The organism is Pseudomonas yangonensis, from assembly GCF_009932725.1.
In the GTDB taxonomy this organism is placed as follows: domain Bacteria; phylum Pseudomonadota; class Gammaproteobacteria; order Pseudomonadales; family Pseudomonadaceae; genus Aquipseudomonas; species Aquipseudomonas yangonensis.
On the sequence record NZ_BLJU01000004.1, the window covers coordinates 44,249 to 69,258 of the forward strand.

The 25,010-nt window shown below is 64.7% G+C and carries 23 protein-coding genes; 12 read left to right on the forward strand and 11 right to left on the reverse strand.

The window, feature by feature from the left end:
* Positions 1–2 precede the first annotated feature (2 nt).
* The gene (gene tmexD, locus GYB81_RS08545) at positions 3–3,137 is read right to left on the reverse strand and encodes a multidrug efflux RND transporter permease subunit TMexD (protein ID WP_161866662.1); all 3,135 of its coding nucleotides are present in this window, start codon (positions 3,135–3,137) and stop codon (positions 3–5) included.
* A gap of 15 nt (positions 3,138–3,152) precedes the next feature.
* The gene (locus GYB81_RS08550) at positions 3,153–4,316 is read right to left on the reverse strand and encodes an efflux RND transporter periplasmic adaptor subunit (protein WP_161866661.1); all 1,164 of its coding nucleotides are present in this window, start codon (positions 4,314–4,316) and stop codon (positions 3,153–3,155) included.
* A 172-nt stretch (positions 4,317–4,488) separates the two neighbouring features.
* Here GYB81_RS08550 and GYB81_RS08555 point away from each other — a divergent pair, with 172 nt between their 5' ends.
* Positions 4,489–5,040, forward strand: a complete 552-nt coding sequence (locus GYB81_RS08555) for a TetR/AcrR family transcriptional regulator (RefSeq protein ID WP_161866660.1) — start codon at positions 4,489–4,491, stop codon at positions 5,038–5,040.
* A 70-nt stretch (positions 5,041–5,110) separates the two neighbouring features.
* On the opposite strand, the gene GYB81_RS08560 is transcribed toward GYB81_RS08555, so the two are convergent.
* The 6 genes from GYB81_RS08560 to GYB81_RS08585 all read right to left on the reverse strand — a co-directional run bounded on the left by GYB81_RS08560 (position 5,111) and on the right by GYB81_RS08585 (position 10,564).
* Positions 5,111–5,821 (reverse strand): SDR family oxidoreductase, encoded by a 711-nt coding sequence (locus tag GYB81_RS08560; RefSeq protein ID WP_161866659.1) that lies wholly within the window; start codon positions 5,819–5,821, stop codon positions 5,111–5,113.
* Positions 5,818–6,351, reverse strand: coding sequence for a DUF3833 domain-containing protein (locus tag GYB81_RS08565; RefSeq protein WP_161866658.1), 534 nt, complete (start codon positions 6,349–6,351; stop codon positions 5,818–5,820). Before GYB81_RS08565 ends, GYB81_RS08560 begins: the two co-directional genes overlap by 4 nt.
* Before the next feature lie 8 nt (positions 6,352–6,359).
* Positions 6,360–6,905 carry a chalcone isomerase family protein gene (locus GYB81_RS08570; RefSeq protein ID WP_161866657.1) on the reverse strand — a complete coding sequence of 182 codons (546 nt, stop codon included), beginning with the start codon at positions 6,903–6,905 and terminating at the stop codon, positions 6,360–6,362.
* 123 nt (positions 6,906–7,028) lie between these two features.
* On the reverse strand, positions 7,029–8,807 hold the full coding sequence (locus tag GYB81_RS08575; protein WP_161866656.1) for an acyl-CoA dehydrogenase C-terminal domain-containing protein: 1,779 nt from the start codon (positions 8,805–8,807) through the stop codon (positions 7,029–7,031).
* Positions 8,808–9,011: 204 nt separating this feature from the next.
* Positions 9,012–9,710, reverse strand: a complete 699-nt coding sequence (locus GYB81_RS08580; protein WP_161866655.1) for an SDR family oxidoreductase — start codon at positions 9,708–9,710, stop codon at positions 9,012–9,014.
* Positions 9,701–10,564: an MBL fold metallo-hydrolase gene (locus tag GYB81_RS08585; RefSeq protein WP_161866654.1), complete on the reverse strand. Its 864-nt coding sequence runs from the start codon at positions 10,562–10,564 to the stop codon at positions 9,701–9,703. The genes GYB81_RS08580 and GYB81_RS08585 overlap by 10 nt, the downstream gene beginning before the upstream one ends.
* 103 nt (positions 10,565–10,667) lie before the next feature.
* On the opposite strand from GYB81_RS08585, the gene GYB81_RS08590 reads away from it, so the two are divergent.
* The 3 genes from GYB81_RS08590 to GYB81_RS08595 all read left to right on the forward strand — a co-directional run bounded on the left by GYB81_RS08590 (position 10,668) and on the right by GYB81_RS08595 (position 12,622).
* Positions 10,668–11,567 carry a LysR family transcriptional regulator gene (locus tag GYB81_RS08590; RefSeq protein WP_161866653.1) on the forward strand — a complete coding sequence of 300 codons (900 nt, stop codon included), beginning with the start codon at positions 10,668–10,670 and terminating at the stop codon, positions 11,565–11,567.
* Positions 11,568–11,599: 32 nt separating this feature from the next.
* Positions 11,600–11,737 (forward strand): hypothetical protein, encoded by a 138-nt coding sequence (locus tag GYB81_RS24455; protein ID WP_178101860.1) that lies wholly within the window; start codon positions 11,600–11,602, stop codon positions 11,735–11,737.
* A 228-nt stretch (positions 11,738–11,965) separates the two neighbouring features.
* Positions 11,966–12,622 carry a TIGR04211 family SH3 domain-containing protein gene (locus GYB81_RS08595; RefSeq protein WP_161866652.1) on the forward strand — a complete coding sequence of 219 codons (657 nt, stop codon included), beginning with the start codon at positions 11,966–11,968 and terminating at the stop codon, positions 12,620–12,622.
* A gap of 4 nt (positions 12,623–12,626) precedes the next feature.
* Here GYB81_RS08595 and GYB81_RS08600 read toward each other — a convergent pair whose 3' ends face one another.
* The 3 genes from GYB81_RS08600 to ubiM all read right to left on the reverse strand — a co-directional run bounded on the left by GYB81_RS08600 (position 12,627) and on the right by ubiM (position 15,609).
* Positions 12,627–12,860, reverse strand: coding sequence for a cbb3-type cytochrome oxidase subunit 3 (locus GYB81_RS08600; protein WP_161866651.1), 234 nt, complete (start codon positions 12,858–12,860; stop codon positions 12,627–12,629).
* Positions 12,850–14,277 (reverse strand): cytochrome-c oxidase, cbb3-type subunit I, encoded by a 1,428-nt coding sequence (gene ccoN / locus GYB81_RS08605; protein ID WP_161866650.1) that lies wholly within the window; start codon positions 14,275–14,277, stop codon positions 12,850–12,852. The genes GYB81_RS08600 and ccoN overlap by 11 nt, the downstream gene beginning before the upstream one ends.
* A 159-nt stretch (positions 14,278–14,436) precedes the next feature.
* Positions 14,437–15,609 carry a 5-demethoxyubiquinol-8 5-hydroxylase UbiM gene (gene ubiM / locus GYB81_RS08610; RefSeq protein WP_161866649.1) on the reverse strand — a complete coding sequence of 391 codons (1,173 nt, stop codon included), beginning with the start codon at positions 15,607–15,609 and terminating at the stop codon, positions 14,437–14,439.
* Positions 15,610–15,909: 300 nt separating this feature from the next.
* Between ubiM and GYB81_RS08615 the strand changes: the two genes are divergently transcribed.
* The 8 genes from GYB81_RS08615 to GYB81_RS08650 all read left to right on the forward strand — a co-directional run bounded on the left by GYB81_RS08615 (position 15,910) and on the right by GYB81_RS08650 (position 24,946).
* Positions 15,910–16,872 (forward strand): glucokinase, encoded by a 963-nt coding sequence (locus tag GYB81_RS08615; protein WP_161866648.1) that lies wholly within the window; start codon positions 15,910–15,912, stop codon positions 16,870–16,872.
* 56 nt (positions 16,873–16,928) lie between these two features.
* Positions 16,929–17,663, forward strand: coding sequence for a response regulator (locus GYB81_RS08620; RefSeq protein ID WP_161866647.1), 735 nt, complete (start codon positions 16,929–16,931; stop codon positions 17,661–17,663).
* Positions 17,653–19,110 (forward strand): ATP-binding protein, encoded by a 1,458-nt coding sequence (locus GYB81_RS08625; RefSeq protein WP_161866646.1) that lies wholly within the window; start codon positions 17,653–17,655, stop codon positions 19,108–19,110. Before GYB81_RS08620 ends, GYB81_RS08625 begins: the two co-directional genes overlap by 11 nt.
* A 102-nt stretch (positions 19,111–19,212) precedes the next feature.
* Positions 19,213–20,457, forward strand: coding sequence for a D-mannose isomerase (locus GYB81_RS08630; RefSeq protein WP_161866645.1), 1,245 nt, complete (start codon positions 19,213–19,215; stop codon positions 20,455–20,457).
* 104 nt (positions 20,458–20,561) lie between these two features.
* Positions 20,562–21,830: an ABC transporter substrate-binding protein gene (locus GYB81_RS08635; RefSeq protein WP_161866644.1), complete on the forward strand. Its 1,269-nt coding sequence runs from the start codon at positions 20,562–20,564 to the stop codon at positions 21,828–21,830.
* 116 nt (positions 21,831–21,946) lie between these two features.
* Positions 21,947–22,855: a carbohydrate ABC transporter permease gene (locus tag GYB81_RS08640; RefSeq protein ID WP_161866643.1), complete on the forward strand. Its 909-nt coding sequence runs from the start codon at positions 21,947–21,949 to the stop codon at positions 22,853–22,855.
* On the forward strand, positions 22,848–23,750 hold the full coding sequence (locus GYB81_RS08645) for a carbohydrate ABC transporter permease (RefSeq protein WP_233787523.1): 903 nt from the start codon (positions 22,848–22,850) through the stop codon (positions 23,748–23,750). The genes GYB81_RS08640 and GYB81_RS08645 overlap by 8 nt, the downstream gene beginning before the upstream one ends.
* Before the next feature lie 29 nt (positions 23,751–23,779).
* Positions 23,780–24,946, forward strand: coding sequence for an ABC transporter ATP-binding protein (locus GYB81_RS08650; RefSeq protein ID WP_161866642.1), 1,167 nt, complete (start codon positions 23,780–23,782; stop codon positions 24,944–24,946).
* Positions 24,947–25,010: the final 64 nt, after the last annotated feature.

Genomic DNA, 25,010 nt, shown 5'->3' on the forward strand with positions numbered 1-25,010 from the left:
CATTACTCCGCTTTGTGCAGGGGATGGTTGTCGGTTTGCTGAGGTTTGGCACGCAGCAGCGACAGCACCCAGACGAAGAAAATCGGCACGAAGATCACCCCGAGCAGGGTCGCGCTGAGCATGCCGCCCAGTACGCCGGTACCCAGTGCGCGCTGGCTGGCGGCGCCGGCGCCGGTGGCGATGGCCAGCGGTACCACGCCGAGCATGAAGGCCATGGAGGTCATGATGATCGGGCGGAAACGCAGGCGTGCTGCTTCGATGGCGGCATCGCGCAGCGAGTAGCCGTCTTCCCACAGATCCTTGGCGAACTCGACGATGAGGATGGCGTTCTTCGCCGCCAGGCCGATCACGGTAATCAGGCCGACCTTGAAGTACACGTCGTTGGGCAGGCCGATGGCGGTTACCGCCAGCACCGCGCCGAGGGCGCCGACCGGCACGATCAGCATCACCGCCAGCGGTATCGCCCAGCTCTCGTACAGGGCCACCAGCAGCAGGAACACGACGGTGATGGCCAGGGCGAAGAGCATCACGGCCTGGCCGCTGGCGACCCGCTCCTGATAGGACAGACCGGTCCATTCGTAGCCGATGCCTGCCGGCAGGTCGGCGGCGATGCGCTCCAGTTCAGCCATGGCCTCGCCGGTGCTCACGCCCGGCGCGGCGTCGCCGGCAATACGGATCGTCGGATAGCCGTTGTAGCGTGCGATCTGTACCGGCCCTTGTTCCCAGTGCGTGGTGACGAAGGCGCTCAGTGGCACCAGGCTGCCGCTGTCATTGGGCACGTGCAGGCGCAGCACGCTTTCCGGCGTCATCCGCTCGGCCTGCTCGGCCTGCACCACCACGCGCTGCTGGCGCCCGGCATTGGCGAAGTCGTTGATCACCGATGAGCCGAAGGCGGTGGACAGCGCGGTGCTGACGGACTCGAAGCTGACGCCGAGGGTGCGCGCCTGCTCGCGGTCGATCACCAGGCGCAATTGTGGCGCCTCGGCTAGGCCTTCCATCATGGCGTAGAGGAACTTCGGATTGCCGTTGACCTTGCCCAGCACCTCGTCGCGAGCGGCGAGCAGGGCATCGCGGCCGAGGCCGGCGCGATCCTGCAAGCGCAGGGCGAAACCGCCGGAGTTGCCCAGGCCTTCGATCGGCGGTGGCGGCACGGCCATCATGGCGCCGTCGTCGAGGTTGGCGAAGCGCTCGTTCACCGCGGCCGATTCGGCTTGCGGCGATTGCGTGGCGTCACGCAGGGACCAGTCCTTGAGCAACGGGAAAGCGATAGCGGCATTCTCACCCATGCCGGAGAAGCTGAAACCGAGCACCAGGAAGGAGGTTTCGATGGCGTCGCGCGCCATGAGGAATTCCTCCAGTTCCTCGCCGGCTGCCGAGGTGCGCTCGCGGGTGGCGCCCGGCGGCAGCTGTATGTCGACGATCATGTAGCCCTGGTCTTCCACCGGCACGAAGGATTCCGGCAGGCGCAGGTAGAAGAAGCCCATCAGCACCACAACGCCGAGGTAGATGAGCATGACGCGTCCGGCACGTGGTACCAGCTTGCCGTTGAGCTGGGTGTAGCGCCCGGTCAGGGCAGTGAACTTGCGGTTGAACCAACCGAAGAAGCCGGTTTTCTCGTGATGGCCCTCGGGAATCGGCTTGAGCAGGGTGGCGCACAGTGCCGGGGTGAAGGTCAGGGCCAGGAAGCCGGAGAACAGGATCGACACCGCCAGCGACAGCGAGAACTGCTGGTAGATGACGCCGACCGAGCCGGACATGAACGCCAGCGGCAGGAACACAGCCGACAGCACCAGGGTGATGCCGATGATCGCCCCGGACACCTGGCCCATTGCCTTGATGGTCGCCGGCACTGGCGCCAGGCCTTCCTCGGCCATGATCCGTTCGACGTTCTCCACCACCACGATGGCGTCGTCCACCAGAATGCCGATGGCCAGCACCATGCCGAACATGGTCATCATGTTCACCGAGAAGCCCAGCAGGTACATGAAGGTCAGCGTACCCAGCAGGCACACCGGCACGACGATGGACGGGATCAGGGTGTAACGCACGTTCTGCAGGAACAGGAACATCACCAGGAACACCAGCACCATGGCCTCGACCAGGGTCATGATGACCTTGTCGATGGCCACGTCGACGAAGCGCGAGGTGTCGTACGGCACCGAGAACTCGACGTTGTCCGGGAAGTTCACCGACAGCTCGGTCAGACGCTGCTTGACCGCCTCGGCGGTCTGGATCGCGTTGGCACCGGGCGACAGCTGTACGGCAGCGGCCACGGCCGGCTTGCCGTCCTGGCGCGAACCGAAGTTGTAATCCTGGCTGCCGACCTCGATGCGCGCCACGTCGCCCAGGGTCAGGCGCGAACCGTCCTGATTGGCGCGCAGCACGATGGCGGCGAACTCCTCGGGGTTGTCGAGGGTGCCCTTGACCGCCAGCGTCGCGGTCAGCTCCTGTTCGCTGGATCCCGGCGTGCTGCCGAAGGCGCCGGCCGGCACCTGGATATTCTGCGCGCGGATGGCGTTGTTCACGTCATCGATGGACAGCCCGAAGCCGACCAGCTTCTGCGGGTCGATCCACACGCGCATGGCGGCTTCGGAGGCGAAGAACTGCAGCTTGCCGACGCCGGGCACCCGGCGGATTTCATTGTTGATATTGCGCGCGGCGTAGTCGGCCAGCGCCGTGGTGTTGTCGTCCTTGCCGCCGTCCTTGTAGCTCAGCGCATAGATCAGCAGGAAGCCCGCGGTGGCCTGTTCGGTCTGGATGCCCAGAGTGAGCACCGCTTGCGGCATGCGCGCCTCGGCCTTCTTCAGGCGGTTCTGCACGTCCACCTGGGCCAGTTCCGGGTCGGTGCCCGGCTGGAAGGTGACGGTGATCTCGGCGATGCCGTTGGCGTTGCTGGTGGACTCGAAGTACAGCAGGTTCTTCGCGCCGTTGAGTTCTTCCTCGATGACGCTGGTTACCGAATCGGTCAGCACCTGGGCCGAGGCGCCGGGATAGGTGGCGCTCACGGTGATCTGCGGGGGCGCCACGTTGGGGTACTGCGCCACCGGCAGGAAAGGGATGGCCAGCAGGCCGGCCAGCGAGATGAACAGGGCGACGACCCAGGCGAAGTTGGGGCGCCGTATGAAAAACAGGGACATGAGGTGTTCTCCGGCTTACTGCGCCTGGGATTGAGATGCGCTGGCAGCTTCTTCTTCGCGGGGGGCGACCTGGGCGCCCGGACGGATCGCCGCCAGGGAGCTGACGATCACCCTGTCACCGGCCTCGAGGCCCTCGAGGATCTGCCAGCGTGAGCCGTGCATGGCACCGGTGGTGACCTGGCGAACCTCGACGGTGTCGTTTTCGCCCAGCAACATCACGCTGGCCTGGCCGTCGGCGGCACGCTGCACCGCGCGCTGCGGCACCAGAATGGCGTTCTGGTCCAGCCCTTGCGGCGTCAGCACGCGTACGTACATGCCCGGCAGCAGTACGCCCTGTGGGTTGTCGAAGCGGCCGCGCAGGGCGATCTGCCCGGTGCTGCGGTCCACCGAAATGTCGGTGAACAACAGGGTGCCCTTGCTTTCGATGTCGGTACCGTCGACGCGCAGCGTCAGCGGCTGGTCGGCCGCGCCGGATACCTTGCCCTCGGCGATGGCTTCGCGCAGGCGCAGGGCATCGGCTGCCGGTTGGGTGAAGTCGGCATAGACCGGGTCGAGTTGCTGGATGCGGGCGAGCAGGGTGGCTTCCCCCTGACCGACCAACGCCCCTTCGGTGACCTGTGCGCGGCCGATGCGGCCGGCGATCGGCGCACGAACCTGGGCATAGCCCAGGTCCAGGCGCGCGGTTTCCACGTTGGCCTGTGCCGAGCGCTTGTCGGCCTGGGCGCTTTGCAGCGCGGCCTTGGCTGCGTCGAAATCCTGCTGGCTGACGGCGTCGATCTTCACCAGCGGCTCGTAGCGTCTGACCGTGGCCTGCGCCTGGAACAGCTGCGCCTCGGCGCGGGCCAGCTCGCCCTGCGCGCGCGACAGGGCAGCCTTGAAGGGCGCCGGGTCGATCTGGAACAGCAGGTCGCCGGCCTTGACGTCGGCGCCTTCCTCGAACGTGCGCTTGAGCACGATGCCGGCCACCCGCGCGCGCACCTCGGCGACACGCACTGGCTCGATGCGCCCCGGCAGTTCAGCGACGACGGTAAAAGGTTCGGTCCTGACGGTCAGGACGTCGACTTCGCGGGGCGGCGCCTCACCGCTTTCCTGCTCCTGCTGGCCACAGCCAGCCAGGCCGATTGCCGCCAGGAGGGTGACCATTGAAAAAAAAACGTAACGCCCGCGAGTCCTGCTCATGCCTGTCACCTGGAAGTGAGATCCATTTGTACGAAGGCGCGCATGATCATCCTTTGCTCATCATGAGTCAATATTTACTCATTTGGGTCTTGTGTAATCAAATCTGCAAGCCCCTGTTGAGTCTGGGGACTTTTTCTGCACAATGCGCGCGCCGCTATACCGGAGGGCCTCGATGTCCAATGACGAAAAACTGCTCAAGGCGTTGGCCGTGGCCCTCGTCGATCGTCCGCGGGCCACGCTCAAGGAGCTGGCGGAAGCTGCGGGTGTGAGCAAGGCCACCCTGCACCGTTTCTGTGGCACACGCGATGCCCTGATCGAACGCCTGATGAATCACAGCCAGGTGGTGCTCAGCCAGGTGATCGAAGAGGCCGATCTCGGAGGCGCCGAGGTCGGGCAGGCGCTGCGCAGCCTGATCGAGAATCATCTCAGGCATCGTGAGTTGCTGGTTTTCATGATTTTCCAGTACCGCCCGGACAGCCTCGATCCGGACAAGGACGGTGCGCGCTGGGTCGCCTATATCGATGCAGTGGACAGCTTCTTCCTGCGTGGCCAGCAGGAGGGGTATTTCCGCATCGATATCACTGCCGAACTGCTGACCGAGCTGTTCGTCTCGCTGATCTATGGTGTGGTCGACGCCGAGCGCCGTGGCCGTGCCGCCAGCGCCCGCTCGCTGAGCGTGCTGGAGCAGTTCTTTCTCAAGGGCGCTGGTCAGCCGAAACCCTGATACGCACCATCGTCTGAGGGGTGTACGCGACTGCCTCCATCACCGCCCTTCGTAGAGCTTCCAACTTGACTCACCAGGGCAGCGATTGGCCGTCGTAGGCGTAGAAGCTGCCGCTCTGCTCGGGCCCGAGACTATCGATCACTCGCAGCATCTCGGCAGCCGCCTGTTCGGCCGGGCGCGCAGCAGCGGCGCCGCGAAAGGGCTGCGATAGCGGCGAGATTACCGTGCCCGGATGCAGGCTGAGCAGGCGCGCTTTGGGTTTGCTGCGCGCCAGTTCGATGGCGGCGGTCCTGATCAGCATGTTCAGCGCCGCCTTGGAGGCGCGGTAGGCGTACCAGCCACCAAGGCGGTTGTCGCCGATGCTGCCGACCTTGGCCGAGAGCATTGCCATGGCGCCCTGTTTGTCGAGCAGGGGCAGGAAGTGTCGCAGCACCAGCGCCGGGCCCAGCGCGTTGACCTGGAACACCGCCTGCAGGGCATCGGCCTCGATGGCGGCCAGGCTCTTTTCCGGCGCGATCCCGGAGCGGTGCAGTAGCCCGGCTGCATGAACGATCAGCTGATAGGGGCCGTCCCCAGCCAGCGCGGCGGCGGCTTCGGCGATGCTGGCAGGGGCTTCCAGATCCAGTGCGGGCGTGCTGCTGCGGCTCAGTTCGCGCACGCCGGCACAGTTCGCATCGGCGCGCAGCAACAGGCAGAAGGCCTGGCCGATGGCTCCGCTGGCGCCGATCACCAGTGCCTTGTAGCCGCTGCCGAAGCTGGTCAGCGTCAGCGCTTGGCTCATGGTTGAGCTGCGCCGCGGCGGAAGAACAAGGTGACCTGGCCGAGCTCGATGCCGAATTTGCTCATGACCGAGCGGTTGATCATCGTGTCGTCGTCCATCAGGTACATCCAGTCATCGAAGTAGACGACGTAGGTGGTGTCGTCTACCGGCAGGTTGAGGTGGTAACGCCAGCGCAGGGCGTTGCCGGCCACTTCACCGGTGGCCTGGCCGACCACATCGTCGGCAGTGCCGATCCAGCGTCCGGCGCCGTCCGGGGTGAGCGTCCAGACCCGACGCTGGCGGGTGCCATCGCTGTACAGGAAGCGCTCATCGAGGATCAGCTTGTCGCCGTCGCGGCGGCTCTGGATATCGACATGGAAACGCTTGATCACCTCGCCCGAGCGATCCTGAAACATGCCCCAGGCCTGCACCGGGCCGGAGAAGAAGGTGGGCAGGTCCAGTACGGGTTTCTCGTTGGCGTAGCGTTCGACCGGTACCTGGCCGCAGCTGATCAGCACCAGACTGGTCAGCAGGATCAACAGGACTTTCATGGCGTACCTCATGGGTTAAGGCCGAGCAGCGCAGTGCGCAGCTTGGGGCTGCGGGTTTGCGGGTCGAGCCAGATGGAAAAGAAGGCGCGGGCGAACTCGGGGTCGTCGATGACGTGCTGCAGCTTGCCGTCGACGTAGAAGCGGCAGCCCTGTTCGGGCAGGAACACGCCGGTGATGCGTGTACCGTCGCTGACGTCGACGAAGGCCTGGCGCATCTGCTGCGTCCAGTCGTCCTGCTGCTCGCGGTCCAGCGGCTGGCCGTTGATCCGGCGGATTTCGTCGAGGCTGGTGTCGACCAGGGTTTCCCGGCTGATGCTGCGGCGGTAGGTCAACTCCAGAGCGAAGGGCTGGGTGAAGTCCACCTGCCGCGACGGGCTCCACAGTTTGGCGTTGTACACCGAGAAGCCGAACCAGCTGAAGTCGCCACTGCCGACCAGGTTGGCCTGCGGCAGCTGTTCCCGCCAGCCGGCCTGGTTATTGGCCTGCACCAAGGTGCTGGCGAGCAGCAGCGTCAATAGCAGGGTCGAACACAGGCGCGATATCAGGGCAGTCATGACCATCCCTCCGCAATGTCGCGACCAGGGGCTGGCCGCGGGTACTGAAGAAAAAAATCCGGCAACCAAAAAGGGGAGAAGTGGTGTTGCCGGATTGCGCAGCTTGTCAGCTGCCGCCTGTGATCAGGCGGCGAACTCTTCATCGGTGAAGGCCATCAGCGTTGCCTTGCCTGCCTTGATCTCGCTGAGCAGCGCGTCGGTCTCCGGCAGGACGCGGGCCATGAAGAAGTCGGCGGACTTGATCTTGGCCGCGTAGAAGTGGATCTCCGAACTGCCGGCATCCAGTTGACGCTGGGCCAGCTGGGCTTGCTGGGACCACAGCCAGGCCAGGCTGGTCAGGCCGAACAGGCGCAGGTAGGGCGTTGCGGCCGCGGCGGCCTGTTCCGGGTCCTTGCTACCTTCGCTGGCCAGCCACAGGGTCGCTTGCTGCAGTTGCTTCAGTGCCTGGGTCACAGCCGCTGCGTGCGGAGCCTCGGCGTTGTGCTTGAGCCAGCCTTCGACCAGAGCGAAGAACGCGCGCACTGCACTACCGCCGCCAAGAGACAGCTTGCGGCCTACCAGATCCAGCGCCTGGATACCGTTGGTGCCCTCATAGATGCGCGTGATGCGGCTGTCGCGCACCAGTTGCTCGATGCCCCAGTCTTCGGTGAAGCCCGAGCCGCCAAGCACCTGCAGGCCTTCGTTGGCGCAGATGAAACCTTCGTCGGTGAGGAAGGCCTTGACCACCGGTGTGAGCAGCTGCACCAGATCGTCGGCGCGACTGCGGGTTTCGGCATCCTCGGCGCCGTGAGCGATGTCCTGTTGCAGGCCGGCGAAGTAGGCGAGGGCGCGGCAGCCCTCGATCATCACCTTCTGCCGCAGCAGCATGCGCCGTACGTCCGGGTGCACCATGATCGGGTCTGCCGGCTTGTCGGCGGCTTTGGGCCCTGAGATCGAACGGCTCTGCAGGCGCTCGCGGGCGAAGCCCAGGGCGATCTGGTAGGCGCTTTCGGCCACACCCAGCCCCTGCATGCCAACCATCAGGCGCGCCGAGTTCATCATGGTGAACATGCAGCTCAGGCCCTTGTTCGGTTCGCCGATCAGCCAGCCCCTGGCGCCCTCGAAGTTCATCACGCAGGTGGCCGAGCCCTTGATGCCCATCTTGTGTTCCAGGCCGCCACAGAACACCGGGTTGCGGCTGCCATCCTCGAGGAACTTGGGCACCAGGAACAGGGAGATGCCTTTGACGCTGTCCGGCGCATCCGGCAGCTTGGCCAGCACCAGATGCACGATGTTGTCGACCAGATCGTGCTCGCCGCCGGTGATCCAGATCTTGGTGCCGCTGATGGCGTAGCTGCCGTCGGCCTGCGGCACGGCGCGGGTACGGATCAGGCCGAGGTCGGTGCCGCACTGCGGTTCGGTCAGGCACATGGTGCCGGTCCACTCGCCGCTGATCAGGCGCGGCAGGTACCTCTGCTGCTGCTCGGGCGTGCCATGGCTGGTCAGGGCGTTGATGGCGCCGTGGGTCAGCCCCGGGTACATACCCAGCGACAGGTTGGCCGAGCAGGTCATCTCCTCGACCAGCATGTTGAGGACGTGCGGCAGGCCCTGACCACCGAACTCCGGGGGGCAGGCCAGGGCCGTCCAGCCACCTTCGGCGAATTGCCGATACGCGGTCTTGAAACCGTCCGGCGTACGCACGCTGTGTGTCTGCGGATCGTACTGACAGCCTTGTTTGTCACCCGGACCGTTGAGCGGGGCCAGCACGTTCTCGGCCAGCTTGGCCGCCTCCTCGAGGATCGCACCTCCGAGGTCGGCGCTGAACTCGCGGTGTTCAGGCAGGGCTTGCAGCAAGGTGTAGGCGTCGAGCAGTTCTTCGAAGACGAAGCGCATATCACGCAGCGGGGCACGGTAAGACGGCATGGCGATTTACCTAAGCTGTACAGAATTTAATTTATGTACAGTTTTTGTATAGCTGTTTGAGTGGCTTTGCAAGCCCTTTTGCGTACGTTCGTGCAAGGCCGCTGCGTCACGGACCTGCTTGTGCAGGGTGTAAAGGTTTATCGGAGGCGGAAATGAAAACGCCCGGCAGGTGGTCAACCGGCCGGGCGTCAGGATGAGCGTTGCTCACCAGGGCAGAGGTTGGCCCTGATAGTCGAGGAAGGCGCAGGTACGCTGGCCTAGCTGAGCGAGCAGCACGTCACGCAGGCCGCTGGCGCTCTGCTCCACGCTCAAGGGCGCGGCTTCACCGCCCATGTCGGTGCGTACCCAGCCGGGATGCAGGGCCAGCAGGCTCCAGGGCTGTTGCGGCAGCTGCATCTGCCAGCTGCGTAGCAGACTGTTCAGTGCCGCCTTGCTGGCACCGTACAGCGGCATGTCGGCAGCGCGTGCCAGTTGCAGGCTGGCCATCTGCGAGCTCATGAAGGCGATCACGCCGCCGTCGACCACCTGGTCGGCCAACTGCTGGGCCAGGCGGATAGGCGCCACGGCATTGGCCAGGAACAATTTGCCGATGTCATCGAGCTCGGCCTGGCGCGGGTCCTGATGGCTGGGACCGTAGACCCCGGCGTTGAACAAGGCGCAGTCCAGGCGCTGACCGTGCAGGGCGGCCTCGATGGTGTGGGAGGCTTCAAGGCCATTGAGGTCGCAGGCAATCACCTGCAGATCATTCGGATATTGGCTGCGCAACCCGTCCAGCGGGCTGGCAGGTCGCACCTCGCGCACCACCGCGTGAACCTGCCAACCGCTGTCGAGAAAGGCGCGCACCAGGCCAAGGCCCAGGCCGCGCGAGGCGCCACAAATCAGAATCTGGCGTTTCATGGCCATTGCATTTCACCTTTGAGTACTTTGGCGCTCAGTTCCAGGCTGCTTTCATCCTGCAGGTCAGGATAACGCGCCTTCATGGCGGCAATCAGTGCCTGGCTGTCCTTGGCTTTGGGCAGTTCCTCTTCCAGCGCCAGAAGGTAATCGCGGGTGAAGCGCAGGTCGGCCAGGTTCATCGCCGGCTCGCCCAGGTAGTGACCCGGTACCAGAGTGGTCGGTTGCAGGGCTTCGAGCTCGTCCAGCGACTTCAGCCAGCTCTTGCGCGCTTCGGCGCTCTGCGAATCGGCCACCCAGACGTGGATGTTGGCGCTGGTCAGTATGCCGCCGACCACCGCCTTGATGCTCGGGATCCACAGGCTGGTGGTGTGTGCGTCGTGGCCGACCACTTCGATGCGCTGGCCTTCGAGCTCCAGCAGGTTACCTTGCAGCGCTTCGGGCACCAGGGTACGGGCCGGCGCGCTGTCTTTCAGGATCGGTCCCCAGTAGGCCAGTTTGGGGGCTCGGGTTTGCTCGATATGGGCGACGGTGGCCGGGGTGGCCAGTACCTTGGCCTCTGGGTAGGCGCGGGTCAGTACATCGAGACCGAAGTAATAGTCCGGATCGCCATGGCTGATGAATATGGTCGTCAGACGCTTGCCGCTGGCTTGGATGCGCTCGACCAGTTCCTGTGCCTCGCGGTTGGAGAACTGCGCATCCACCAGGATCGCGTCCTTCTCGCCGCTGATCAACGTCGAGCTGACCGGGAACACGGCGGCTTCACGTGGGTTGTAGATCTCCAGGGTCAACGGCTGGGCGAGGGCGCCGCCTGCTGCGGCGAGCAGGCCAAGGCCGGCGATGAAGCGGGTGGCGAAAGACATGACGATCTCCAGGCAGGTGAGAATCGCGCATAGTATGTGCTACCTGGCGAGCGAAAAGCCCCGTAAGCTGGCCATGTTAATTGCGTTAATCGAGCGAATCACCATGGATCGACTGACAGCTGCGCGGGTTTTCGTCGAGGTGCTGGAGCGCGGTAGTCAGACTGCCGCAGCCGAGGCCCTGGACATGTCGCGGGCGATGGTCTCGCGTTATCTCGCCGAACTCGAAGGCTGGGCTGGAGTGCGCCTGCTGCATCGCAGCACGCGGCGCCTGAGCCTGACAGCTGCCGGTGAGCAGATGCTGCCGCAGTGCCGCGAGATGCTGGCGCTGGCCGAGCGCATGCAGGCCCTCGGCCAAAGCGTGGACGAGGCGCCGCGCGGCACCTTGCGTATCACCTGCAGCCAGTCGTTCGCGCAGGCCTGGTTGGTGCACGCATTACACGATTTCACCCAGCGCTTCCCCCAGGTCAGCGTCGATCTGATGGTCGGCAGCGAGGCAGTCAACCTGGTGGAGTCACGTATCGACCTGGCGTTGCGTATCACCAATCAGCTCGATCCCAACCTAATTGCCCGACGCCTGGCGGTATGCCGTTCGGTAGTCTGCGCCAGCCCGGATTATCTGGCGCGGCACGGCACGCCGCAGCGCCCGGAGGACCTGGCCCGGCACAACTGCCTGGCCTATGCCTATTTTGGCCGCAGCTTGTGGGAGTTCGAGCATCGGGGCGAGGTCAGCGCGGTGTCGGTGTCCGGCAGCCTCAGCGCCAATGAGTCGATGGTGCTGCTGGAGGCCACCCTGGCAGGTGCGGGCATCAGTCTGCAGCCGCTCTACTCGGTGGAGGAGCTGCTGCACGAAGGGCGCCTGGTGCGCCTGCTGGCGGACTACCAGCCGCCGGTACTGGGTATCCATGCGCTGTATGGCACGCGCAGGCAGATGCTGCACGCCATGCGCCTGTTGCTGGATTTCATTGCCGAGCGGTTGGCCGATGAGGCGCACTGGCCGCACTAGCAGCACTTTCATTCTTGGTCAGAACATGGCGCATGACGGTCATCGCCGAAAGCGTGGCGCAGCGACGCGTTCTGGCGGATCACGGTTGCCTTCGCTACCAGGGCTATCTGTTTTATCCGCCGAGGCCCGTGGCGCAGTTCTGCGTCTTCGTGCAGCGCCACTACGCCTGAGCCGGCGCTCCGTCCATCCCCCATCGCCCGCTTCGAGTGAACTCAGGGCCATGGGGCCTGTCTGTCTGCTGTCGGCCCGTACCGGCAGGAATGGATGGCTGTTTGCCGTTAGCGTGACGTCTTCGTCGCGTATTCTGCCTGGATCATGCTCAGCATGCTTTTGAGCGCGAGGCCGACACGTTCATCCCGTTCGCCGGGTTCGTCTGTCTGCCACGTGAAGATCGCCCCATGTTTTTATCTCGTCATGCCCCTCTCCAACCCCGCATTCTCGGTGCCTGCCTGCTGCTCGGTGGCCTGCTCGGCGGCGCACAACCGACGTTGGCCGAAGAGGCCGCCAGCAACCAGCGCTGGGTCAGCGACAGCCTCAATACTTACGTGCGCAGTGGCCCTACCGACGGCTATCGCATCGTCGGCACGCTGACCTCCGGGGAGAAGGTAGAGTTGTTGCGCACTCAGGGCGACTACAGCCAGGTGCGCAGTGAAAGCGGTAATTCGGTATGGATTCCCAGCCGAGACCTGCAGTCGGTACCCGGCCAGGCTGAGCGCCTGCCGCAACTGGAGCAGAAGGTCGCTGACCTGAGTGCCGAGCTAAAAGGCATCGATGATGCCTGGAAGGCTCGCGTGCAGGGCATGCAGGAGACCCTCGACTCACGCAAGAAACTCATCGACGAACTGCAGGCCGCGCGCAGTGCGCTGGATGCCGAGCTGACCAGCACCCGCTCGCAGCTGCGTGATGCCCAGGCGCAACTGGGCAACGAGCAGCAGCAGGCGCTGATGCGTTACATGGCTTACGGTGGCAGCATCGCCGGTGCCGGGTTGCTGCTCGGCCTGATCCTGCCGACCATGCTGCGGGTACGACGCAAGCGTAACGATCAGTGGGTGTGAGCCTTCAGAACGTCTGCTGCCCCTGATGCCGGCAGCTTCCGTCGCAGCTGCCGGGGCAGGCGCAGCCGGTGGTGCTGCGCCTGGTGTCGCGTTCGACGCGGCGCGCCACGGCGGGGTCGTCGGCGAATGGCAGCATGCTCGCCTCGTCGAGATCGCGCTGGCTGCCGCGCCCCAGGCTCAGCTGTACGCCGAGGAAGAATACCGCCAGAGCGATCATCCACCAGGCTTCAGCCGGCATGGGCGGTCGCCTCGGTGCGTTGCGCGCCCGCGTGGCGCAGGGTCAGCCAGGTGTTGAGGGCCATCAGCAGCATCCCCGAGAGGAAGCACAAGCCGCCGACCAGGCGCACCACGAAGCCAGGGTGGCTGGCTTCCAGCGCCTCGACGAAGGAGTAGGTGAGGGTGCCGTCTTCGTTGACTGCGCGCCACATCAGGCCCTGGGTGATGCCGTTGACCCACATCGAGGCGATGTACAGCACGGTGCCGATGGTGGCCAGCCAGAAGTGCGCGTTGATCATGCCGGTGCTGTACATGCCGTCGCGGTCGAAGACTTTCGGGATGAGGTGATAGAGCGAGCCGAAAGTGATCATCGCCACCCAGCCCAGCGCCCCGGCATGCACGTGGCCGATGGTCCAGTCGGTGTAGTGGGACAGGGCGTTGACCGTCTTGATCGCCATCATCGGACCTTCGAAGGTGCTCATGCCGTAGAACGCCAGCGAAACGACCAGAAAGCGCAGGATCGGGTCGGTCCGCAGCTTATGCCAGGCGCCGGACAGCGTCATCATGCCGTTGACCATGCCGCCCCAGCTGGGCGCCAGAAGGATGATCGACATCACCATGCCCAGGCTCTGCGCCCAGTCAGGCAGGGCGGTGTAGTGCAGGTGGTGCGGGCCGGCCCAGATGTACAGGGTGATCAGCGCCCAGAAATGCACGATGGACAGGCGGTAGGAATACACCGGCCGGTTCACCTGCTTGGGCACGAAGTAATACATCATCCCCAGAAAGCCGGTGGTCAGGAAGAAGCCCACGGCGTTGTGCCCGTACCACCACTGCACCATGGCGTCGGTGGCACCGGAATAGATCGAGTAGGACTTGAACCAGCTCACCGGGATCGACAGATGGTTGACCACGTGGAGGATGGCGATGACCAGGATGAAGGCGCCGAAGAACCAGTTGCCGACATAGATATGGCGCGTCTTGCGCTGCGTCAGCGTGGTGAAGAAGACGATGCCGTAGGCGACCCAGACGATGGCCATCCACACCGCGCCGGTGAATTCGATCTCGGCGTATTCCTTGGTGGTGGTCAGACCCATGGGCAGGGTCACCAGCATGATCAGGATGGTCGCCTGCCAACCCCAGAAGGTGAAGGCAGCCAGGGTGCCTGAGAACAGGCGCGTCTGGCAGGTGCGCTGCACGGCATAGTAGCTGGCGGCGAACTGCGCGCTGCCGGCGAAGCCGAAGATCACCAGGCTGGTATGCAGTGGGCGCAGGCGGCCGAAGCTGAGCCAGGGGGTGTCGAAGTTGAGCTGCGGCCAGACCAGTTGGGCGGCGATCAGTACGCCAGTGCACATGCCCACTACGCCCCAGACGATGGTCATCAGAGTGAACTGGCGAACGACCTGGTAATTGTAGGCCGGGTGGGAAGCAGCAGATTGCATCGCGGTAACCTTCCATACAGTAATGCGGGCTTAGCCGCGCGAGTGACGAGACTGTAGGGAGGTAGGTGGAAACAAAACAGACTCAGAAACTGCTGTCTGATGCGTATCAGATGCTGCGAAGGGGAGTGCGAACCGCGTTCGGCGCACACTCCCGGGGCGTCAGGCGCGAGCCGTCAGGTGTCGGGCGATACCCTTCTTCAGCGGCAGCAGGCCCTGTGCCACGCGCAAGCCTGCGCCGCGTAGCAGGCGGGCGGGCAATCGGTCATTGGTGTACAGCTCCACCAGCAGGTTGGTGGCCTGATACAGCGGCCAGGTCGCCAGGCGCAGCTGACGCTCGTAGCGCGCCAGTGGCGCAGTCGCACCGATGTCCTGGCCTTTGCCATGCGCCGCGAGTAGCGCGTCACTGAGCAGTTGCACGCCGATCAGGCCGAAGTTGAAGCCGTGCGCGGTGACCGGATGCATGCCCACTGCGGCATCGCCGAGCAGGGCGCAGCGGTTGCCAACCATGCGCCGTGCGTAGGCGCCCACCAGCGGATAGGCGTGGCGACTGCTGACCAGCTGCATGGCGCCCAGGCGGCGCTCGAAGCGCTTTTCCATCTCGCGGGTGAAGATCGCTTCGTCCAGTTTCTGCAGGCGTTCGATTTCGCGCGGTGGCAGGGTCAGCACCATCGACGACTGCTGGCCATTGAGCGGCAGCAGGGCCAGCGTCTGACCATAACCGAACCATTCCCAGGCTATTTGCTGGTGATCCTGTTCGTGCTGCATGCGGCACACCAGCATGGTCTTGCCGAAGTCCTTGAGGTGCGCGCCGATGCCGAGCTGTCGGCGGGTTTCGGAGAAGCGGCTGTCGGCGGCGACCAGCAGGCGTGGTCGCAACACCTGGCCATCCTGCAGTACCAGCTTCACCTGGTCCTGGCTTTGCTCGATGGCACGCACGCTGGTTTCGCACAGCAATTGCACATCGCTGCATTCGCTCACCGCCTGATAGGCGGCGCGGCGAATGGCCTGGTTGGCCACCAGATGGCCGAGGCGCTCGGCGCCGGCCTGTTCGGCGCGGATCTTCAGGGCGAACAGCGAAGGGCCGTTGAATACCTGCGCATCGCGCAACACGGCGACCTCCTCGGTGGGCAGGCGTGCCCACAGGCCAAGGCGCTCCAGCAGCGCCTGCGAGCCATGGGTGAGGGCGATTTCGCGGCCGTCGAAGGCGGGTTCGGCCAGTGCCGACTCGGCCTGGCGCTCCAGCACGACGATGGACAGACCCTGTCCGGACAGGGCGCGGGCCAGGCAAAGGCCGGCCGGACCTGCGCCGACGATGACGATATCGGGTGACATGCTGCAACTCTCCGTGCGGACTCGGGAAGGCCCGAGTCTAGGCTGTGAGGTGCTTGCAACTATTGTCCGGGATCATGTCGAAGGTGGAATGCGCCATCTTCGTCATGATTCGCCTAGCGGCCACCCACTGCCGAATATTGTTGTTATTACGACTTTGGCCAGGTTGATCGGCGTAATTTTCGGGATTACTGTGGTGCGCGTTGTCCGAACTATAAAAAATCAGGTTGGAGTCGATAGCATGTCCCCTCACGCTTGCGAGTTAGCCATTGCGCGATGCCTCTCCACCATGGAGGCGCTCACGTGAAACTGGCTCTGGTCGGCGACATCGGCGGTACCAATGCACGCTTCGCCCTGTGGCGTGACGATCAGCTGGAGGCGGTGCAGGTTCTGTCGACCGCCGATTTTCCCGGGCCGGAGCAGGCCATCGCTGCCTATCTGCAAGCCCAGGGCTTGCCGCTGGGGGCCATAGGTTCCGTGTGCCTGGCCTGCGCCGGGCCGGTCAGCGGCGACCTGTTCCGCTTCACCAACAATCATTGGCGTATCGACCGTGCCGCCTTCTGCGAAGCGCTGCAGGTCGACGAGCTGCTGATGATCAACGATTTCTCCGCCATGGCGCTGGGCATGACCCGCTTGGCCGAGCACGAGCGAGTGCCGGTGTGCGAAGGCCAGGCACAGGCGGAACGGCCGGTATTGGTGATCGGTGCCGGCACCGGCCTCGGTGTCGGTACGCTGCTGGAGCAGGCCGACGGCCGCTGGCTGGTGCTGCCGGGCGAGGGTGGGCATGTCGATCTGCCCATCGCCAGTCCTCGCGAGGCGAAGCTCTGGCAGATTCTTCATCGACAACTGGGGCATGTGCGGGCCGAAGACGTGCTCAGTGGCAATGGCCTGCTGGCCCTGTATCGGGCCATCTGCGAGCTGGACGGGCAGCCCGGGCAGCACGGCACGCCGGCTGCGATCAGCGCCGCCGGGGTCGCGGGCGAGCCCGTCGCCGCCGAGGTGTTGGAGCAATTCAGCTGCTGGCTGGGGCGCGTCGCCGGAAACAACGTGCTGACCCTGGGCGCGCGTGGCGGGGTTTACATCGTCGGCGGGGTAGTGCCGCGTTTCGCCGAGCGCTTTCTCGCCAGCGGTTTTGCCAAGAGTTTCAGAGACAAGGGTTGCATGAGCCATTACCTTGACGGGATTCCGGTGTGGCTGGTAACGGCCGAATATCCCGGCCTGACCGGCGCCGGTGTGGCCTTGCAGCAAAGGGCCGAGGCCGGTTAGAACCTGCACCGACCAAGGCCAGCTTCGCGGCACCAACACAACAAGGACGGCGGACCATGAGCCAGCCCGGCAAGTCGATTCTGCTGGTCGATGACGACCAGGAAATACGTGAACTGCTCGATACCTATCTGAGTCGCGTCGGCTTTCAGGTGCGCGCCGTCGCCGACGGCGCCGCCTTTCGCCAGAGCCTGTGTGCGGAATCGGCCGACCTGGTGATTCTCGATGTGATGCTGCCTGACGAGGACGGCTTCAGCCTGTGCCGCTGGGTGCGTGAACACCAGCGTTTCGCTCAGGTGCCAATCATCATGCTGACTGCCAGCTCCGACGAGGCCGACCGGGTGATCGGCCTGGAACTGGGCGCCGATGATTACCTCGGCAAACCGTTCAGCCCGCGCGAACTGCTGGCGCGGATCAAGGCGCTGCTGCGCCGTGCCCAGTTCAGTCAGGAACGCAGTGGCGAGGTGCTGGCGTTCGAGGACTGGCGCCTGGACATGGTCAGCCACCGCCTGTTCCACCGCGACGGCGAGGAGGTGATCCTGTCCGGCGCAGATTTCGCCCTGCTCAAGCTGTTTCTCGATCACCCGCAACAGATCCTCGATCGCGACACCATCGGCAATGCCACCCGGGGCCGAGAGGTGATGCCGCTGGAGCGTATCGTCGACATGGCCGTCAGCCGGCTGCGCCAGCGCCTGCGTGATACCGACAAGCCGCCACGGCTGATCCGAACCGTACGCGGTAGCGGCTATCAGCTGGCGGCGACCGTCAGCGTGCAGGCCGGCGATGGCCGCTGAGGCGCGGCGCTGGTTGCCGCTGCCGCGCTCGCTGCTCGGGCGCATGCTGTTGCTCACCCTGCTGGCGATATTGGCCGCGCAGACGCTGTCCAGCGTCATCTGGCTGTCGCAGCTGCGCGCCACCCAACTGGAAGGGCTGGTCACCACCGCACGCAGCCTGGCCCATTCGATGTCGGCCAGCGTGCGTTACTTCCGTTCGCTGCCGGTGGCCTACCGGCCGCTGGTGCTCGACCAGTTGCGCAGCATGGGCGGTACGCGTTTCGTGGTCAGCCTCAACGACCGCCCGTTGCAGATGAAACTGCTGCCGGCCACGCCGCGCAAGCAGGCGGTGACCGAGGCAGTGGCCGAAGTACTGCACCAATCGCTGGGCAATGCCGCGGACATCTCGGTGACGTTCGTCAGCCCCGACGATCTCCGTATCTTCAATGGCGGTTTGAAGCTCGATGAGTTGCCGCGCTCCTGGGCGCACTACGCCCTGACTCTGGAGCCGGTCAACCCGCCGGTACTGGTGACGCAGATCCAGCTGGCGCCGGGGGAATGGCTGTATATCGCCTCGTTGCTGCCCGAGCCCTATACCAGCCTCGAGGAGCCGATTCTGCCTGCCCAGCAGCTGTGGTTTATCCTCCTGACCAGCGCCTTCCTGCTGCTGTTCATCGGCCTGCTGGTGCACCTGCAGAGTCGTCCGCTCAAGCGCCTGGCGCGTACCGCCCGGCATATGTCGCTGGGCGCCGATGTGCAGCCGGTGGCCGAGGGCGGCGGCCGCGAGGTGGTGGAAGTGGCCCGCGCCTTCAACGCCATGCGCGAGCGCATCAGCCGCTACCTGACCGAGCGTGCTCAGTTGTTCAGCGCCATCTCCCATGACCTGCGCACGCCCATCACCCGTCTGCGCCTGCGCGTCGAACTGCTCGACGATGAAAACCTGCAGAGCAAGTTCGGCCGCGATCTGGATGATCTCGAGCTGCTGGTCAAGGGCGCGCTGCAATGTGTGAAGGACACCGACATTCACGAGAACATCGAGCCGGTGGATCTTGATCATCTGCTGCATTGCCTGATCGAACCTTACCTGGCACCGGCCGGCAACGGCAGCGTGACACTCGATGGCCGGGCCCGTGCGCCTTATCCAGGCAAGCCGCTGGCGCTGCGGCGTTGTATTGGCAACCTGATCGACAACGCCCTGAAGTACGGGCAGAACGCCCACCTGCACATCGAGGATGACGGCGCGGCCTTTGTGCTGCATGTCGACGATGAAGGGCCAGGCGTGCCGGAACAGCGCCTGGAACAGGTGTTCGAGCCGCATTTTCGTCTGGCGGGCCAGCAGCAGGGCTACGGCCTGGGGCTTGGCATCGCACGCAACATCGCGCATAGCCACGGCGGCGAAGTGAGCCTGCGCAATCTGCGTGAGGGCGGGTTGCGCGTCACCCTGCGCCTGCCGCGTACGCCGGACTGAATGTCACCGTTCAGTGACAAAGGTGCGCGCTTTCGTGACCGGAACCTCGCGTGCCGCTGACTAGAATCGGGCTTCCCCGCCGAGTTTGCATGGAGCACCACGATGACTACAGCTACCTGGCTCCGCGACAGCTGGCTGCACAAGCCCGCCCATCTCGCCTGGCTCGCGGATGAAGGCTTGCGCCTGCTGCCGTTCGCCCGGGGGGCGAAAGTCGAGCAGGGCTTCGCTGCGCTCGATGCGCGGGGGCGTCTGCCGGCGGGCGCGGTGGCCGAGCTGATCCACACCACGCGCATGACTCATTGTTTTGCCCTGGCGCATATCCAGGGTATTCCCGGCCATGCGGCACTGGTCGACCATGGTATCGCCGCGCTGCGTGGCGCGCTGTGGGACGAGGTCCATGGCGGCTGGTTCACTGACGCCACGCACAGGGGCGGCAAGTCGGCCTACCTGCATGCCTTTGTCGCCCTGGCAGCCAGCTCCGCCACGGCCGCCGGCCGGCCGGATGCGCAAGCGCTGCTGGATGCCGCCACCGGCATCATCGATCGGCATTTCTGGTGCGAGGAGGAGGGCGCGCTGCGCGAGAGCTTCAAGCGTGACTGGAGTGGCGAGGAAGCCTACCGCGGCGCCAACAGCAACATGCACGCGACCGAGGCCTTTCTCGCTTTGGCCGATGTCACCGGCGATGCACGCTGGCTGCAGCGCGCGCTGCGCATCGTCGAGCGTCTGATCCACCGGCATGCGGCTGAGCGCGGGCATGTCGTGATCGAGCACTTCGATGCGCACTGGCAGCCGCTGCCGGAGTACAACGACGACAACCGCGCCGACCCTTTTCGTCCTTACGGCAGCACGCCGGGCCATGCCTTCGAGTGGGCGCGCCTGCTGCTGCATCTGCAAGCTGCGCTGGCCCAGGCCGGGCTCGCCGCACCGGACTGGCTGCTGGCCGACGCCTGTGGCCTGTTCGCCAGTGCCTGCCGCCACGCGTGGCAGGTCGACGGTGCACCGGGGCTGGTCTACAGCCTGGACTGGAACCAGCAGCCGGTGGTTCATGCGCGCCTGCACTGGGTGCATGCCGAGGCAGTCGCTGCAGCCGCCGCGCTGTTGCAGCGAACCGGAGAAGGGCTCTACGAGCAATGGTATCGGCGCTTCTGGGAGTTCATCGCCGGGCATTTCATCGATCTGCAAGGCGGCAGCTGGCACCATGAGCTCGACCGTCACAACCAACCGGCCGCCAGCATCTGGACCGGCAAGCCCGATCTGTACCACGCCTATCAGGCGCTACTGCTGCCGCGTCTGGCACTGGCGCCGAGCCTGGCCACGGCGCTCACCGCCGATGTAACGATGCGGTGACATTACTGCGTCCTTTCGTTACCCGAGACGCGAAAAATCCTGTTTACACTCCCTGTTAACGCAAGCACCACGACTTGCCCGATAACAACAAGAAAGGTACTTCGATGAACGCTATTACCCGCCTCGCTACCGCCGTTTCTCTCGCCTCTCTGTTTTCCTTCACTGCGCAGGCCGCCGACTCCAAAGGTACGGTGGAAGTGGTGCATTGGTGGACGTCCGGCGGCGAGGCTGCTGCGGTCAAGGTCCTGCGTGACCTGGTCGAGAAGGATGGTTTCACCTGGAAGGACGGTGCGGTAGCCGGTGGTGCCGGTTCCGCCGCCATGACGGTATTGAAGACCCGCGTGGTGTCCGGCAACCCGCCGGGGGCAGCGCAGATCAAGGGCCCCGATCTGCAGGAGTGGGGTGCGCTGGATCTGCTGGCACCGCTCGATGAAGTGGCTGAGGCCAATGACTGGGATGGCCTGCTGTCGAAGACCGTGTCCAGGACCATGCAGTACGACGGCCATTACGTAGCGGTGCCGGTGAACATTCACCGGGTCAACTGGCTGTGGATCAACCCGCAGGTGTTCGAGAAGGCCGGCATCGACAAGGCGCCTACCACCCTCGAAGAACTCTACGCCGCCGGTGACAAGCTCAAGGCCGCCGGTTTCATCGCCCTGGCCCACGGAGGCCAGCCCTGGCAGGACAGCACCGTGTTCGAAGGCCTGGTGCTGAGCATCATGGGCGCCGAGGGCTTTCACAAGGCGTTCGTCGAAAACGACGAAGCGACTCTGACCAGCCCGCAGATGACCGAAGTGTTCACCGCGCTGAAGAAACTCGCCACTTACATGGACGACAACCGCGCCGGGCGTGACTGGAACCTGGCCACCGCCCAGGTGATCGACGGCAAGGCCGGCATGCAGATCATGGGCGACTGGGCCAAGAGCGAATGGACGGCCGCCGGCAAGGTGGCCGGCAAGGACTACCAGTGCGTGCCGATGCCGGGCACCGCCGGCAGCTACACCTACAACATCGACTCCATGGCCATGTTCAGGCTCAGAAACGAAGGCGACATCGCCGCCCAGCACGCGCTGGCGCGGATCGCCCTGGAACCGGAATTCCAGTACGTGTTCAACGAGAACAAGGGCTCGATCCCGGTGCGCTCGGACCTGGACATGAGCAGGTTCGACAGCTGTGCCCAGGCCTCGATGAAGGATTTCCAGGAGGCCGACAAGAACGGCAAGCTGGAGCCGAGCATGGCCCACAGCATGGCCACCAACCTCGCCGTGCAGGGCGCCATCTTCGATGTGGTGAGCAACTTCATGAGCGAGAAGAACGCCGACCCGAGCAAGGCCGGCGCGCAGATCTACGCGGCGATCAAGGCCGCCCAATAGCGTCTGCGGGCCGGCATTCCCGGCCCATTTTCCAGATACCGCCTCGCAAGGCAGGGCTTTGGCCCCGCCGGGGCGGCGCTCGGCCCGGATTTCACTTCGCCAACTGGTAAAGCCCGATGAGTGTCTCCACGCTGATGACCAAGGCCTCACCCCTCGATGCGCTGCAACGCTGGCTGCCCAAGCTGGTGCTGGCACCGAGCATGCTGGTGGTGCTGGTCGGTTTCTACGGCTACATCCTCTGGACCCTGGTGCTGTCGTTCAGCAACTCCAGCTTCATGCCCAGCTACAAGTGGGTCGGCCTGCAGCAATACATGCGTCTGATGGACAACGACCGCTGGTGGGTGGCCAGCCAGAACCTGCTGGTGTTCGGCGGCCTGTTCATCGGCATCAGCCTGGTGATCGGCGTATTCCTTGCGGTACTGCTGGATCAGCGCATTCGCCGCGAAGGCTTCATCCGCACCATTTACCTGTACCCCATGGCGCTGTCGATGATCGTCACCGGCACCGCCTGGAAATGGCTGCTCAACCCCGGGCTGGGCCTGGACAAGATGCTGCGCGACTGGGGCTGGGAGGGCTTTCGCCTGGACTGGCTGGTGGATCAGGACCGGGTCATCTACTGCCTGGTGATCGCCGCCGTGTGGCAAGCCTCGGGCTTCGTCATGGCGCTGTTCCTGGCCGGGCTGCGCAGCGTCGATCAGTCGATCATCCGCGCTGCCCAGGTGGACGGCGCAGGGTTACCGACCATCTACCTGCGCATCGTCCTGCCGAGCCTGCGTCCGGTGTTCTTCAGCGCGGTGATGATCCTCGCGCACATCGCCATCAAGAGCTTCGACCTGGTGGCGGCGATGACCGCCGGTGGCCCCGGCTACGCCTCCGACCTGCCGGCGATGTTCATGTACTCCTTCACCTTCAGCCGCGGCCAGATGGGGATCGGTTCGGCCAGCGCGATGCTGATGCTGGCCGCCATCCTCACGCTGCTGGTGCCGTATCTCTACTCGGAACTGCGGGGCAAACGCCATGACTGATGCGAGCGTCGCGCCGCGACGAACTGCCGATCACCTTCTGCCCCAGGGAGACGGTGCGAAACGCCGGGTAAGGGCGCTCACTCCCAGTCGCCTGGCGATCCACGCCACCCTGCTGTTCGCTGCCGCGCTGTATCTGGTGCCGCTGGTGGTGATGCTGCTGACCAGCATCAAGACGCCCGACGACATTCGCACCGGCAACCTGCTGTCCTGGCCCGAGACCGTCACCCTGATCGGCTGGGTCAAGGCCTGGGGCGTGGTCGACGGCTACTTCTGGAACTCGGTGAAGATCGCCGTGCCGGGCGTGCTGATCTCCACCGCGATCGGTGCGCTGAATGGCTACGTGCTGTCAATGTGGCGTTTTCGAGGGTCGCAGCTGTTCTTCGGGCTGTTGCTGTTCGGCTGCTTCCTGCCGTTCCAGACCGTGCTCCTGCCAGCCTCGTTCACGCTCGGCAAGCTGGGCCTGGCCAACACCACCACGGGGCTGGTGCTGGTGCACGTAGTCTACGGCATCGCCTTCACCACGCTGTTCTTTCGCAACTACTACGTCACCGTGCCCGAAGCGCTGGTGCGGGCGGCGCGGCTCGACGGCGCCGGCTTCTTCACCATCTTCGGGCGCATTCTGCTGCCGATGTCGGTGCCGATCATCATGGTTTGCATGATCTGGCAGTTCACCCAGATCTGGAACGACTTCCTGTTCGGCGTGGTGTTCGCCAGTGGCGATGCGCAGCCGATCACCGTGGCGCTGAACAACCTGGTCAACACCAGCACCGGCGCCAAGGAATACAACGTCGACATGGCCGCCGCGATGATCGCCGGGCTGCCGACGCTGCTGGTGTACATCGTCGCGGGCAAATATTTCCTGCGTGGCCTCACGGCCGGTGCGGTCAAAGGCTGACACCCACGCCTTCATCTGTGGAGAAGTAAATGGCAACGCTCGAACTGTGCAATGTCAACAAGTCCTACGGCAGCGGCTTGCCGGATACCTTGAAGAACATCGAGTTGTCGATCGACTCCGGCGAGTTCCTGATCCTGGTCGGCCCGTCCGGTTGCGGCAAGTCCACCCTGATGAACTGCATTGCCGGGCTGGAGGACATCAGCGGTGGCGCGATCCTTGTCGATGGTGCCGACATCAGCGGCATGAGCCCCAAGGATCGCGACATCGCCATGGTGTTTCAGTCCTACGCGCTGTACCCGACCATGAACGTGCGTGACAACATCGCCTTCGGCCTGAAAATGCGCAAGATGGCGCCAGCCGACATCGACGAGGAAGTGGCGCGGGTGGCCCGGTTGCTGCAGATCGAGCACCTGCTGCAGCGCAAGCCCGGCCAGCTCTCCGGTGGCCAGCAGCAGCGCGTGGCCATGGGCCGGGCGTTGGCGCGGCGGCCGAAGATCTACCTGTTCGACGAACCGCTGTCGAACCTTGACGCCAAGCTGCGCGTGGAAATGCGCACCGAAATCAAGCTGATGCACCAGCGTCTGAAGACCACCACGGTGTACGTCACCCACGACCAGATCGAGGCCATGACCCTCGGCGACAAGGTGGCGGTGATGAAGGACGGCATCATCCAGCAGTTCGGCACGCCGCAGCAGATCTACAACGACCCGGCCAATCTGTTCGTGGCGAGCTTCATCGGCTCGCCGCCGATGAACTTCATTCCCGTGCAGCTGCAACGCCGCGATGGCCAATGCTGGGCTGCACTCAACTCGACGCTCGGCATTGCTGGCCAGGCGCGCTGCGAACTGCCGCTGGGCGACATGGCGCAGGGCCTGGAGAACCGCGAGGTGATCCTTGGCATTCGCCCCGAACAGATCCAGCTGGCAGGCGAGGGGGCTGACGAGGCGCCGAGCATCTGCGCCGAAGTGGAGATCACCGAGCCCACCGGTCCGGACACCCTGGTGTTCGTCAATCTGAACCAGACCAAGGTCTGCTGCCGGCTGGCACCTGACGTGCTGCCCCAGGTCGGTGCCAGCCTGTCGCTGCGCTTCGAGCCGAGTCGGGTGCTGCTGTTCGATGCCCAGAGCGGCGAGCGCCTGCTGGCAAAAAAGCGCGTGGCCACTGACAACAAGGTGGCGCAATTGAAGCGAGGTTAGCCATATGGCTCGGGTGCCGGGGCTGCCCAACCGATCTCCCCTGCATGCATCCGGGCTACGGCAC

Coding starts and splice junctions, on each gene's coding strand:
- GYB81_RS08640 (WP_161866643.1), top strand. CDS start 21,947: ATGAGTGTCTCCACGCTGATGACCAAGGCCTCACCCCTCGATGCGCTG.
- GYB81_RS08650 (WP_161866642.1), top strand. CDS start 23,780: ATGGCAACGCTCGAACTGTGCAATGTCAACAAGTCCTACGGCAGCGGC.
- GYB81_RS08635 (WP_161866644.1), top strand. CDS start 20,562: ATGAACGCTATTACCCGCCTCGCTACCGCCGTTTCTCTCGCCTCTCTG.
- GYB81_RS08550 (WP_161866661.1), bottom strand. CDS start 4,316: ATGAGCAGGACTCGCGGGCGTTACGTTTTTTTTTCAATGGTCACCCTC.
- GYB81_RS08595 (WP_161866652.1), top strand. CDS start 11,966: ATGTTTTTATCTCGTCATGCCCCTCTCCAACCCCGCATTCTCGGTGCC.
- GYB81_RS24455 (WP_178101860.1), top strand. CDS start 11,600: ATGACGGTCATCGCCGAAAGCGTGGCGCAGCGACGCGTTCTGGCGGAT.
- GYB81_RS08590 (WP_161866653.1), top strand. CDS start 10,668: ATGGATCGACTGACAGCTGCGCGGGTTTTCGTCGAGGTGCTGGAGCGC.
- GYB81_RS08645 (WP_233787523.1), top strand. CDS start 22,848: ATGACTGATGCGAGCGTCGCGCCGCGACGAACTGCCGATCACCTTCTG.
- ccoN (WP_161866650.1), bottom strand. CDS start 14,277: ATGCAATCTGCTGCTTCCCACCCGGCCTACAATTACCAGGTCGTTCGC.
- GYB81_RS08565 (WP_161866658.1), bottom strand. CDS start 6,351: ATGAAAGTCCTGTTGATCCTGCTGACCAGTCTGGTGCTGATCAGCTGC.
- GYB81_RS08630 (WP_161866645.1), top strand. CDS start 19,213: ATGACTACAGCTACCTGGCTCCGCGACAGCTGGCTGCACAAGCCCGCC.
- GYB81_RS08555 (WP_161866660.1), top strand. CDS start 4,489: ATGTCCAATGACGAAAAACTGCTCAAGGCGTTGGCCGTGGCCCTCGTC.
- GYB81_RS08580 (WP_161866655.1), bottom strand. CDS start 9,710: ATGGCCATGAAACGCCAGATTCTGATTTGTGGCGCCTCGCGCGGCCTG.
- GYB81_RS08560 (WP_161866659.1), bottom strand. CDS start 5,821: ATGAGCCAAGCGCTGACGCTGACCAGCTTCGGCAGCGGCTACAAGGCA.
- GYB81_RS08575 (WP_161866656.1), bottom strand. CDS start 8,807: ATGCCGTCTTACCGTGCCCCGCTGCGTGATATGCGCTTCGTCTTCGAA.
- GYB81_RS08585 (WP_161866654.1), bottom strand. CDS start 10,564: ATGTCTTTCGCCACCCGCTTCATCGCCGGCCTTGGCCTGCTCGCCGCA.
- GYB81_RS08570 (WP_161866657.1), bottom strand. CDS start 6,905: ATGACTGCCCTGATATCGCGCCTGTGTTCGACCCTGCTATTGACGCTG.
- GYB81_RS08620 (WP_161866647.1), top strand. CDS start 16,929: ATGAGCCAGCCCGGCAAGTCGATTCTGCTGGTCGATGACGACCAGGAA.
- tmexD (WP_161866662.1), bottom strand. CDS start 3,137: ATGTCCCTGTTTTTCATACGGCGCCCCAACTTCGCCTGGGTCGTCGCC.
- GYB81_RS08625 (WP_161866646.1), top strand. CDS start 17,653: ATGGCCGCTGAGGCGCGGCGCTGGTTGCCGCTGCCGCGCTCGCTGCTC.
- ubiM (WP_161866649.1), bottom strand. CDS start 15,609: ATGTCACCCGATATCGTCATCGTCGGCGCAGGTCCGGCCGGCCTTTGC.
- GYB81_RS08600 (WP_161866651.1), bottom strand. CDS start 12,860: ATGCCGGCTGAAGCCTGGTGGATGATCGCTCTGGCGGTATTCTTCCTC.